Source organism: Microcystis sp. LSC13-02, from assembly GCA_002282935.1.
GTDB lineage: Bacteria > Cyanobacteriota > Cyanobacteriia > Cyanobacteriales > Microcystaceae > Microcystis.
On record MTBT01000230.1, the window covers coordinates 1 to 10,397 of the forward strand.

11 protein-coding genes and 1 tRNA gene are annotated in these 10,397 nt (G+C 46.0%); 3 read left to right on the plus strand and 9 right to left on the minus strand.

Going from position 1 to position 10,397, the window contains the following annotated elements; genetic code table 11:
• Positions 1-35: 35 nt before the first annotated feature.
• The 4 genes from BGL89_RS14355 to BGL89_RS14370 all read right to left on the minus strand — a co-directional run bounded on the left by BGL89_RS14355 (position 36) and on the right by BGL89_RS14370 (position 2,432).
• Positions 36-485 carry a PIN domain-containing protein gene (locus BGL89_RS14355; RefSeq protein ID WP_286826275.1) on the minus strand — a complete coding sequence of 150 codons (450 nt, stop codon included), beginning with the start codon at positions 483-485 and terminating at the stop codon, positions 36-38.
• Positions 469-723 carry a UPF0175 family protein gene (locus BGL89_RS14360; protein WP_286826276.1) on the minus strand — a complete coding sequence of 85 codons (255 nt, stop codon included), beginning with the start codon at positions 721-723 and terminating at the stop codon, positions 469-471. The genes BGL89_RS14355 and BGL89_RS14360 overlap by 17 nt, the downstream gene beginning before the upstream one ends.
• 125 nt (positions 724-848) lie before the next feature.
• Positions 849-2,006 (minus strand): 8-amino-7-oxononanoate synthase, encoded by a 1,158-nt coding sequence (gene bioF, locus BGL89_RS14365; RefSeq protein WP_286826277.1) that lies wholly within the window; start codon positions 2,004-2,006, stop codon positions 849-851.
• A 66-nt stretch (positions 2,007-2,072) separates the two neighbouring features.
• Positions 2,073-2,432 carry a DUF6464 family protein gene (locus BGL89_RS14370; RefSeq protein ID WP_012266749.1) on the minus strand — a complete coding sequence of 120 codons (360 nt, stop codon included), beginning with the start codon at positions 2,430-2,432 and terminating at the stop codon, positions 2,073-2,075.
• Between the two features lie 396 nt (positions 2,433-2,828).
• Between BGL89_RS14370 and BGL89_RS14375 the strand changes: the two genes are divergently transcribed.
• Positions 2,829-3,377: an RDD family protein gene (locus BGL89_RS14375; RefSeq protein WP_286826278.1), complete on the plus strand. Its 549-nt coding sequence runs from the start codon at positions 2,829-2,831 to the stop codon at positions 3,375-3,377.
• Positions 3,378-3,722: 345 nt separating this feature from the next.
• On the opposite strand, the gene BGL89_RS14380 is transcribed toward BGL89_RS14375, so the two are convergent.
• A tRNA-Arg gene (locus tag BGL89_RS14380) sits at positions 3,723-3,796 on the minus strand.
• 165 nt (positions 3,797-3,961) lie between these two features.
• The gene (locus BGL89_RS14385; RefSeq protein WP_024970116.1) at positions 3,962-4,153 is read right to left on the minus strand and encodes a hypothetical protein; all 192 of its coding nucleotides are present in this window, start codon (positions 4,151-4,153) and stop codon (positions 3,962-3,964) included.
• A gap of 206 nt (positions 4,154-4,359) precedes the next feature.
• Here BGL89_RS14385 and BGL89_RS14390 point away from each other — a divergent pair, with 206 nt between their 5' ends.
• Complete coding sequence (locus tag BGL89_RS14390; protein WP_286826279.1) at positions 4,360-6,885, plus strand: mannose-1-phosphate guanyltransferase; 2,526 nt, start codon at positions 4,360-4,362, stop codon at positions 6,883-6,885.
• Positions 6,886-6,965: 80 nt separating this feature from the next.
• On the opposite strand, the gene BGL89_RS14395 is transcribed toward BGL89_RS14390, so the two are convergent.
• Positions 6,966-8,348: a flavin monoamine oxidase family protein gene (locus BGL89_RS14395; protein WP_286826280.1), complete on the minus strand. Its 1,383-nt coding sequence runs from the start codon at positions 8,346-8,348 to the stop codon at positions 6,966-6,968.
• Positions 8,349-8,457: 109 nt separating this feature from the next.
• Here BGL89_RS14395 and BGL89_RS14400 point away from each other — a divergent pair, with 109 nt between their 5' ends.
• Entirely contained in the window at positions 8,458-9,306 is an 849-nt protein-coding gene (locus tag BGL89_RS14400) for a M28 family metallopeptidase (protein ID WP_286826281.1), read from the plus strand.
• Between the two features lie 251 nt (positions 9,307-9,557).
• On the opposite strand, the gene BGL89_RS14405 is transcribed toward BGL89_RS14400, so the two are convergent.
• A complete protein-coding gene (locus tag BGL89_RS14405) occupies positions 9,558-9,974 on the minus strand; it encodes a putative toxin-antitoxin system toxin component, PIN family (RefSeq protein WP_286826282.1) in 417 nt (138 codons plus the stop codon).
• On the minus strand, positions 9,964-10,200 hold the full coding sequence (locus BGL89_RS14410) for a hypothetical protein (RefSeq protein ID WP_002763414.1): 237 nt from the start codon (positions 10,198-10,200) through the stop codon (positions 9,964-9,966). The genes BGL89_RS14405 and BGL89_RS14410 overlap by 11 nt, the downstream gene beginning before the upstream one ends.
• Positions 10,201-10,397: the final 197 nt, after the last annotated feature.

Genomic DNA, 10,397 nt, shown 5'->3' on the forward strand with positions numbered 1-10,397 from the left:
CCGCCCACTTGGTTTTCGAGACGGTCTTTTTAATTCTAACGTAAAGCCAACCTAGAACGGCGGGGTTTCCCACCCAAAATTTTCGATGATTCGATTTCACCTAGCTGTTTAGCCCGAAGCAAAATTCCCAAAATCCCCGTTACGTTCAATCCTAAAGATTTGGCAACTTTCCTCCCTTCACGCTCATCCAGAAGCGTCCAATCTGCCTCAAGCTCAATGGCAAGGGAGATCGCCTCAGCCTCCCCTCGATCTAATGTTTGCTTTAGAAGTTGAGCAAGCGGTTCGTTACTTGCCTCTTGTACTTGAATCCAGCCAGATGAGATTGCTTCGCGAATTGCTTGGGAGCCAGGTCGTTCTTCATTAACTTTCAATTCCTCCAAGACCGCATTGGGAATCAGAATTTTGCTGAATTGCCGACGTAGGAGTTCAAGCTGATCCACGATCGCCAAGTTGAGAATTGGTGAGGTGTTACTGACTACGGGCATAGCTTAAATCATCATCTAATTCGGCAAAACCGTAATGCCTTACTACTCCACGATGGGAAAGCAATTGCCCGAATTCGTATTTATCCATCTCAACCAGTTCCCGCGCCTTACCAAAGGAGAGTATCTCTTGTGTATAAAGAGCGATGGCTAATTCCCTACGCAATTCTTGCTCAATCCGCTGTTCAGGTAGGCGAAGAGCTTGCACAATGGAGTCAGAAATTGAGATTTGCAGTCCCATCTTAACTTAAGATTATAGTGAGATTTATGACTATCATGATACAACTTTTAGCTTGGCGCAGTCTAATTGAGGCGTTCTCCACTTCCCCACTTCCCCACACCCTGCTCCCACGAAAAACTTTTTCCCTATGTGGGGAAAGATTCGCCAATAGACTGGACAAGAATCTCTAGATGGGCGAGGCTATGGGTGGCCATGGCAGTAAAGCGCAGACGACTGGTGGGAACGGTAGGAGGACGAATGGCGGGGGCAAAAATCCCTTTTTCTAGCAGTTTTTGCGATAATTCTAGGGCTTGACCCGGATTGGCTACCGGTAAACATAAAATCGCCGCTTCCGAAGGCAATATATTAAAATTATTTAATTTACTCTTGACAAAATTAATATTTTGGTGTAAGCGTTGGCGACGTTCCGGTTCCAGACGAATAATCTCTAAAGCCATTCTAGCGGCGGCGGTGTCGGCGGGGGATAAACCGGTAGTATAAATCCAGGTGGCGGCGCGATTGCGGATAAAATCGATAATTTTGGCACTTCCTGTCACATATCCCCCTAAACTGCCCAAAGCTTTACTCAGGGTTCCCATCTGAATTAATTCCCGTCCCTGACAACCACAATATTCCACGCAACCTGTCCCATTTTCCCCCATAACCCCGGTAGCGTGGGCCTCATCCACCAAAACCATACAATTATACATCTCGGCTAGAGCGAGAATTCCCGCTAGGGGACAGATATCCCCATCCATACTAAACACTGTATCGGTGAGCAGTAAACAATGACGATAGTGATGACGGTGGGTTAATAACTGATTTTCTAAATCTTCGATACTATTGTGCCGGTATTCTTTCACCGTAGCGCCGCTTAACTTGGCTCCATTTTTGAGGCTAGAGTGATTGTATTGATCGGCTAAAATCAGGTCTTTCTGCCCCACTAAACAGGTAATTGTCCCCAAATTGGCTAAATATCCCGAACTAAAAATGATCGCATCTTCGCTATTTTTAAAGGATGCGATCGCTACTTCTAAGTCTCGATGAATATCTCGGTGTCCACTTAATAGACGCGAGCCGGTGCTTCCAGTTCCATAGCGTTGTGTCGCTGCTATGGCTGCCGCGATCATTCTTTCATCGGCTGCTAATCCCAGATAATCATTGCTGGCAAAATTGAGCAGCGATCGACCCTCTAATTCTATAACGGCTCCGCCCCGGCCCTGAATGGTTTTAACCCTTCGATACCAATTGGCCCGATGGAGGGTTTTTAAGCTATCCTCGATCCAAGAGTAAGGATGATTCATGAGCAATTGATCAATATAGCGGTTAGCTAGGGTAAAATAGCCGGATTGTTGCCGAAAAAGGCTCTTTTAAGGGTTAATAGCTTCGTAAAAACGACAATCTTGACAGGGACCTGGGGGGTTAATCGCACAGCGCAACAGTTCGGATCTAGCGTTAAAACGACAACTAGCATCCCCCATCACCCAACGTCCTTCAATCAAACTTTTTTCGTTAGGAGTGGGAGCAGTTTGTACATAAAGGGATATTTTGCGTAAACAATAGCCACCAATCTTGTATTGATACTGGTGGTGACGTTCCAAAACCGCATAGGTTTGTCCTTTTAAGGCCAAATAATTACCCGGTTGTGGCATCCAATCCAACTGTATCTCTCCCAAACTTTGCCGCGGATGGGTCAGAATAACCTCCGTTGTTAATGAATCTTGCTCCATGATTATCCCTGTATTCTGGGCTACCTTTGCTCAATGGTAGCTTAGATCTCCGAGTCGATTAATAATTAGGGTCTGCTGAAAAAGTTTTTCGGTGGGGGTTGGGGGTTGGGGGTTGGGGGTTGGGGGTTGGGGGTTGGGGTGTAGGGTTTTACCACCTGAATTTTCCCCCTGATCACTCCCATGCCTGGTACTTTTTGATTGACAAAAAGTCTAAAAGTCTTACCCAACAAGGTTTTTAGATTTAAAAATCAAAAATCTTCCGTTAGGTGAGGAGACCCCGAGACAGAAGACTCCGAGACAGGAGGAGAAAAAAGACAAGAGACAACTATCCTAGAATTGCCAATTTCCCGATTAAAGTAGAAGATAAACCGCAGGATTTTTCCGAGAATTTACTTTATGGTTTACCCGATCCCGCCTGAAGATAATCTACCGCAAAAATTTCCGAAAATTCCCTTAGATCGTCGCGCCTATGCTTTCCTGATCGACTTTGCCTCGATCTGGTTTTTAAGCTCCTTTGCTAATAGTGCGCCTGTACTGCAACTCTTCCTTTTTCTCCTGATTTGGTGGTGTTTGCGGGTGTTATTGGTAGCGCAGAATCAGGGTCAGAGTTTAGGCCGTTGGGCCTTGGATATGAAGATCATCGATCTACGACTTCAGCGTTTACCCGGAATTTTGGAGTTAAGCAAACGAGAGGCGATCGCTGGTGGGGGGGCAGCTTTAATGATGTTAGGGTTAAATACTTTTTTTGGCAATCCTTTAAGTTTGATTTTACTATCTTCGCCCCTTTTCGCCGATTGTGGTATGGCGATCGGTGATGAGCAATTTAACCAAGCTTTCCACGATCGCATCGGTGGCACGATTGTTATTCCCACCCGTCGAGGTTTTTCTCTCGATCTACGTTTAAGAAGGCTTTGGTATCAAATTAAGGGCAGAATGAGAAGATAAATATCAGTTATCAGTGATCAGTTATCAGTGATCAGTTATCAGTTTTAAGTTTTGAGTTTTAAGTGAGCAGTATTAAATAGGGTTTGCGGCAAAAAGTTTTTCTTGGGGGTAGGGTGTGGGGTGTGGGGTGTGGGGTGTAGGGTTTTACCGATTTTCAGGTGGTCAACTACATAATTTTCAGGGAAAAAGTACCTGAATTTTCCCCCCGCTCACTCCAATGGCCGGTACTTTTAGATTTCAAAAAGGTCTAAAAGTCTTATCGAACAATGTTTTTAGATTTATTCAGCAAACCCTAAATAGCAGTTTCCCAGTATCTTTTCACTGATCACTGATCACTGAAAAAGGCGGGATCGGCCGGGATCGAACCGGCGGCCTAGCGCTTAGGAGGCACTCGCTCTATCCAACTGAGCTACGACCCCAATTTTTTCCCTAACCATGATAAGCCATCCACGGCTAAACTGTTGATTGCCGTGGATTATTTAGGGGTTTTTTTGGGGGGGGTAATCTCGACTAATCCAGCAGAAAACGCCTCGATACCCACCTAGTTTCTGTTTTATGGTCGTGACCTTGGCAGTATATTAATTTTATTTGCCCTTGAGGGCTTTTTGAAAATTCTTGCGGTAGGCGGGATTAACAGCCAACAGCAGCGGCCAGAACAGTGTTAGAGCTAGACGATTGGGTAAACGGGAACTAAAATTAGTGCTTCTGTATCCATTCCAGAATTTCCAACCACCGGCACCATAAACAATTATTAAGATAAAAATAACCAGTCTCATGCCATCTCATCCTTAGATTTAGACAATTCACATCTCCTATTTTAAGCTTTGGTTTTGCCGACTTGGGAAAAGAAAATATTGTCCTCAATCGGGGGGACGGTGTTAGAATGCCGGTTAGGGACTAGCTCGATCGATGTCGGGAAACTAAAGCCAGAATTTGAAAAAAATATTTAAAAACGGCGAAAAGATAGCCTTGGGAGGAAATTATGCGAGCGGTACTAATGGCAGGTGGTTCAGGGACAAGATTACGTCCGCTTACTTGTGATCTTCCCAAACCGATGGTCCCGATTCTCAACCGTCCGATCGCCGAACATATTATCAATTTACTACGAAAGCATGACATTACCGAAATTATCACCACCCTGCACTATCTCCCCGATGTCATGCGCGACTACTTTCAAGACGGCAGCGACTTTGGGGTAAAAATTACCTACGCTGTGGAGGAGGATCAACCTCTAGGCACCGCAGGATGTGTGAAAAATATTGCCGAATGGTTAGATGATACCTTTCTGGTGATTAGTGGCGATAGTATCACCGATTTTGACCTGCAAAAAGCGATCGCATTCCACAAAAGTAAAAACTCGAAAGCAACCCTTGTCCTGACGCGGGTTCCCAATCCGATCGAATTTGGGGTAGTGATTACCGACAAAGAAGGCAGAATTCGCCGTTTTATCGAAAAACCATCCACCAGCGAGATTTTTTCCGATACCGTCAACACCGGAACCTATATTCTCGAACCAGAAGTCCTCGATTATCTCCCCTACAAAGAAGAAGCCGACTTTTCTAAAGATTTGTTTCCGCTGCTGCTGCAAAGGGGCGAACCTATGTATGGTTATGTGGCCGATGGTTATTGGTGCGATGTCGGTCATCTGGAGGCCTACCGAGAAGCGCAATACGACGCTTTATCCGGCAAAGTTAACCTAGAATTTCCCTATCGAGAAAAATCCCCCGGGGTGTGGGTCGGTACTAATACCTATATCGATCCTAGCGCCCACATTGAGGCCCCGGCCATGATCGGCAATCATTGCCGCGTTGGTGCAAATGTTCTGATCGAGAGGGGTTCGGTTATCGGCGATAATGTCACCATCGGTGCTGGTTCCGATCTGAAACGTCCCATCCTCTGGAATGGTGTGGTGATCGGGGATGAGGTCAATTTAGTCGCTTGTACGATCGCTAGGGGAACCAGAATCGATCGACGGGCCCAGGTACACGAAGGTGCGGTGATCGGACAATTATCGATCGTGGGGGAAGAAGCGCAGATCAATTCTGGGGTCAGAGTCTGGCCGAGTAAACAGATCGAATCGGGAGCCATCCTCAATATTAACCTGATTTGGGGAAATACTGCCCATAAAAACCTCTTTGGTCAACGAGGAGTATCGGGCCTGGCTAACATCGATATCACGCCCGAATTCGCCGTTAAACTGGGGGCAGCCTACGGTTCCATCCTCAAACCGGGGTCAACGGTAATCGTCTCCCGGGATCAACGTAGTGTCTCGCGCATGGTCAGTCGATCGCTGATTGCCGGTTTAATGTCCGTGGGGGTTAATATCCAAAACCTACAAGCGAATGCTTTACCGATTTCGCGGACTTTAGTGGCTAAATTAAACGTAGTCGGTGGAATTCACGTTCGCATTCATCCCGATCGCCCGGATTTTCTCTTAATCGAGTTTTTAGACGAAAAAGGGATTAATGTTTCCAAAGCGAGGGAAAAGAAAATCGAAGGGGCCTATTTCAAAGAAGATCTGCGACGGGTGGGAATGCAGGAAATCGGCAGTATGTCCTATCCGGCTGATATTCTCGATAATTACCGCAAAACCTTTGAAACTCAGCTAAATGTGGAGGCTATTCGCAATAGTGGTTCCAAAATCGTCATCGATTACGCCTACGGAGTATCGGGAGCAATTTTACCAGAATTACTGGCCAAATTTGGCTGTGATGCCGTGGTTCTCAATGCCAGTTTACGTCAGAATGCCCTTTCCATGCAGGAAAGAGAGTTACTGATCCATCAATTGGGCCATGTGGTGGAGGCCCTGAAAGCGAACTTAGGCGTACAAGTTTCGGCCAACGGGGAACAATTAGTCCTCGTCGATGAGAGTGGTTTATCGATTCGCGGGGAACAATTAACTGCTCTAATGGTGAATACAATTCTGACCGCCCATCCTCGCGGTACAGTGGTAGTGCCGGTTCATGCTTCTAGTGCCGTGGAACAGATCGCACGTCGTCACGATGGCCGGGTGGTGCGGACAAAAGCCAGTCCTAGCGCTTTAATGGAAGGATGTCAAACCAATCCTAATGTGGTTTTAGGAGGCTCTGGGCAAACTGGCTTTATTTTTCCGCAATTACATCCCGGTTTCGATGCCATGTTCAGCGTGGCGAAACTTTTGGAGATGTTAACCATTCAGGAACGTTCTCTAGCTCAGGTGCGGGCCGAGTTACCGCGCATTTATAATAAAAGTACGGCGGTGCGCTGTCCTTGGAAAGTAAAGGGTTCTCTGATGCGCTATCTGGTGGAAACTCACGCTACCGATAATCTAGAGTTGATCGATGGGGTGAAGGTGATTAATCCCCTTAATGATGACTGGGTATTGATTTTACCCGATGCTGGAGAACCTTTAGTGCATATCTACGCTAACAGTGAGCAGCGCGAATGGGTCGATCGGACAATTAAAGAATATCGTCATCGTGTGCAGCATTTCGTCGAACATTACCAAGGCGAAATAGTGATGATTTAAGAGTTTTTTACCCCATTAGCCTGCGAAACTTGACTATCAGGTTTTTTTTGACCTAAAAGGTGGCGTAGCCCTGTAGATGCTCATTTTTCCTGTAAAAGCAAGGCGATTCGATCGGCCGCTGCCTCACCGGTGCGGATCGCTCCCTCAAAAAATCCCGGCCAGCGATCGGCCATTTCTGTTCCGGCCCAGTGAATCGGTCCGACGGGAGTAAAAAGAGCCTCGCCGAAACTTGTCCAGACTCCGGGGGGCATAAAGGCGGCATAGGCTCCACCAGTCCAGGGATCCCCGGGCCAATCCACCTCATCGTAACTGATCGGGAAAAGGGCCTCTTGACCGAAATAAATAGCTAAATCCGAGAGGACGGCGGCACGGCGCGCCGGGCCACTCATCGAGCGCCAACGACTATAGCGATCGCCAACTAGGAAGGTGGCGATTACCCCCACGCCAGTTTCGGGATCGGAACTATCAGCACAGAGTTCCAACCATTGACAATTGCCTTGGGCAAGTCCGGCTAGTCCCTGTTTTCGCCAGAAAGGTCGGTCATAGGAAATCAGGACTTTAGCGCAGCATCCCATCGGTACTCGTTGGGTTAGTTGTTCTCGCTGGGGTGGCATCGGTGGATCATAAATAATGCGGCCGGCAAGATGGGGCGGCATGGCAATGATGGCAAATTTGGCGGTAAAAGTGTTCTGGCTGGTTTCTATGGTCACGCCGGCCGAGTCATAATTAAGGCGAAAAACCGGTTCCCCCAGTCGAATTCGCTCTCCTAACTCCGCCGCGATCTTGTCGGGAATTTGTCCCGCTCCGCCATGGATCAGTTCGGCTTCTGGATGTTCGGCTTGAGCGGCGCAATTTTGTCCCCAAAGAACGTGCAGCAGTGAGACTTGGTGGGGTTCGGCCGGCCCGAGAAACCCCACTGCACGCGCCATATAAGCAAAATACCATTGACCAAAATCTGTGCTTGTGTTTTCTTCAATCCACTGGGCAAAAGTTTTACTGTCTAGTTTTTTGGTGTGATCGTTGCTTTGGGGATAACCTGAAGGTAGGGTTTTGGCTAGTTCTTGAAAACGCACCCATGCTGACATCGCATCTTGCCATTCTGCCGCGCCGATATCGGGTACTTCTCCCTCGTGGAAACCCTGAAAAAAACCGTTGAATTCATAGCGTTTGTTGTTGAACACTAGGACGGTTTTTCCCTGATTGGGAGAGGGAAAACGACGTATTTTATACTCCTCGAGGAGGGCCAAAAAACGCTCTTGGGTTGGGCCCACCCACTGACCACCTCGATCGATCCACTGTCCGGAGGGGAGATATTGACCAGACATTCTACCACCGTAACGATTTTGCGCTTCGATCACCAGAACTTGATGACCTCGCCTCTGGAGATTACGCGCAGCGACTAATCCTGCTAATCCTGCCCCGACAACGATACACTCATAGCTAGTCCACTGGAGATTTGTCATGATTTTAGCCCCACAGAATACCTGATAATTAACAATTATTATTCTCCCCGATTTTTCCCTCAGTTTCTCTATCCATTGGCTCTTTTGATTAAATTATCTGCTGCCATCAATGTTTGATCTTCTTAGCGATCGCTTAAGCCAACACCTAGAACAAATTGTCCGAGAAAGAAACCCTTTTTTCTCTAGTCAAGGACATTTTTATGTGCGAGAATACCTGCGGCAAGAGTTAGGCAATTGGGGAAAGGTTGAATCACATTTTTTCCCTTTTCAGGGAAAAGTTTACGAAAATTTAATCTTGGATTTGCCTAATAATAGTCAAAAACCCCCGATTTTAATTGGCGCTCATTATGACACGGTGCCGGGGTCGCCAGGGGCCGACGATAACGCCACGGGATTAGCGGTATTATTAGAATTAGCGCGGTTTTTTGGGGAGAATCAGGCTAATTATCCAATTCGTTTAATTGCCTTTGATCTAGAAGAATACGGATTACTGGGGAGCATTGCCTACGCAGAAAAATTAAAACAAACTAAGCAGGATTTAAGGTTAATGTTATCCTTAGAAATGCTTGGTTACTGTGATAAAAATCCCCATTCTCAAAAATATCCAGCTTTTCTAGAATATTTTTACCCCAACACCGGGGATTTTATCGCTTTGATTGGCAATCTCAAAACCCGCGAGGATTTAAAGTTTCTCAGTCGAGTCATGAGAGAAAATCAGACTCCCTGCGAATGGTTGCCGGTAATTTTTGCAGGTTATATCGTCCCCGATACTCGACGCAGCGATCATTCTCCTTTTTGGAGTCGCGGTTATTCGGCAATTATGGTGACAGATACGGCTAATATGCGTAATCCCTACTATCATAGTTCTCAGGATACAATCGCTACTTTAGACTTAAATTTCCTAGCAAGAGTCTGTCAAGGACTTTGTTTGGGATTGCAATCTTTACCGATGAGATAAAAGTTAGCCTGTAGGGTACGTTACGCTAACGCTAACGCACCAATCCCAGTTAGAAACCCAACATTATTGACGACATTGGTGTGGTTGGGTTTCGCTCAAGCGTCACTAATATTTGACAGACAAAAGTTATTATTGCTCAACCCAACCTACTGCTTAAGTCACTTGTCTTGGCAAAATTAAAGTCTATCCCGTGTTTTTCAATATCGATGTTGTTCTTTCGAACATCTCACTCAAACTGGATTTTTTGTACTTCACCGCCGAACAATTTTTAAAAATTCCCTTGCTGTAACGATCTCTGTTTTCCCATAGCGTTGCAGTATAAGCAAATCATTGTCACCAGTAATGAGATAGCGTGCTTCCCCACTGGTTGCCAGATTTAGGAATTTATTATCGTCTCGATCTCGGCAAATTTCAGTGTGGTGAGTAGGTCTAATCAGCAGCGAAATTTCCAAAATTCTTACTAGCAGTTGTCGGCGCTGCTCCAGTGTAATGTACCTCTCGAACTTTGGGAGAAGAAGTTTTGTGACCAACTCGCCTATGGTTGCGGGACTTTGCAGAATAATAAAGTTATTAATCGCGTATTCTACAGCCAAAGCTGGTGTTGTCGTACTGGTTAAGGCGAAGCTGATAAAGACGTTCGTATCGATAACTATGGGTTCACGATTCATCTACTAAAAGCTCTTCCAACTTCTCATCAGTCAATCCCTGACTCTTGGCATAAGCACGAATTTCATTCACCACTTCCATCAAGGCTTGGGTGGTTTCGTCCTGTTCGTTCCCCGTCATCTCATGATTCTCGATTGTGAAATCGACACACGCATGAGCGGACAAGCCTAACTGCTCGATCGCTGTGGGAATCTCGCTAATTTTAACGTTTCGGATCGTTGCTTTCATATTTTCAAAGTAGCACAAATACAAACTTAAAACAACCCTCTCATTACTTTTTGCTCGGTTTCCTTCTTAATCTTGAGTGTAGCGTGTAGTGTAGCGTGTAGTGGATTGTTTCAGCTAAAATAGGGCAATAGATTTCGGCTTAAAGTCTTAGATTATAGAATTTATAGCATATTTCTAATACACCAAATTAGCTGAAA

Coding starts and splice junctions, on each gene's coding strand:
- BGL89_RS14355 (WP_286826275.1), bottom strand. CDS start 485: ATGCCCGTAGTCAGTAACACCTCACCAATTCTCAACTTGGCGATCGTG.
- BGL89_RS14360 (WP_286826276.1), bottom strand. CDS start 723: ATGGGACTGCAAATCTCAATTTCTGACTCCATTGTGCAAGCTCTTCGC.
- bioF (WP_286826277.1), bottom strand. CDS start 2,006: ATGAATCATCCTTACTCTTGGATCGAGGATAGCTTAAAAACCCTCCAT.
- BGL89_RS14370 (WP_012266749.1), bottom strand. CDS start 2,432: ATGGAGCAAGATTCATTAACAACGGAGGTTATTCTGACCCATCCGCGG.
- BGL89_RS14375 (WP_286826278.1), top strand. CDS start 2,829: ATGGTTTACCCGATCCCGCCTGAAGATAATCTACCGCAAAAATTTCCG.
- BGL89_RS14385 (WP_024970116.1), bottom strand. CDS start 4,153: ATGAGACTGGTTATTTTTATCTTAATAATTGTTTATGGTGCCGGTGGT.
- BGL89_RS14390 (WP_286826279.1), top strand. CDS start 4,360: ATGCGAGCGGTACTAATGGCAGGTGGTTCAGGGACAAGATTACGTCCG.
- BGL89_RS14395 (WP_286826280.1), bottom strand. CDS start 8,348: ATGACAAATCTCCAGTGGACTAGCTATGAGTGTATCGTTGTCGGGGCA.
- BGL89_RS14400 (WP_286826281.1), top strand. CDS start 8,458: ATGTTTGATCTTCTTAGCGATCGCTTAAGCCAACACCTAGAACAAATT.
- BGL89_RS14405 (WP_286826282.1), bottom strand. CDS start 9,974: ATGAATCGTGAACCCATAGTTATCGATACGAACGTCTTTATCAGCTTC.
- BGL89_RS14410 (WP_002763414.1), bottom strand. CDS start 10,200: ATGAAAGCAACGATCCGAAACGTTAAAATTAGCGAGATTCCCACAGCG.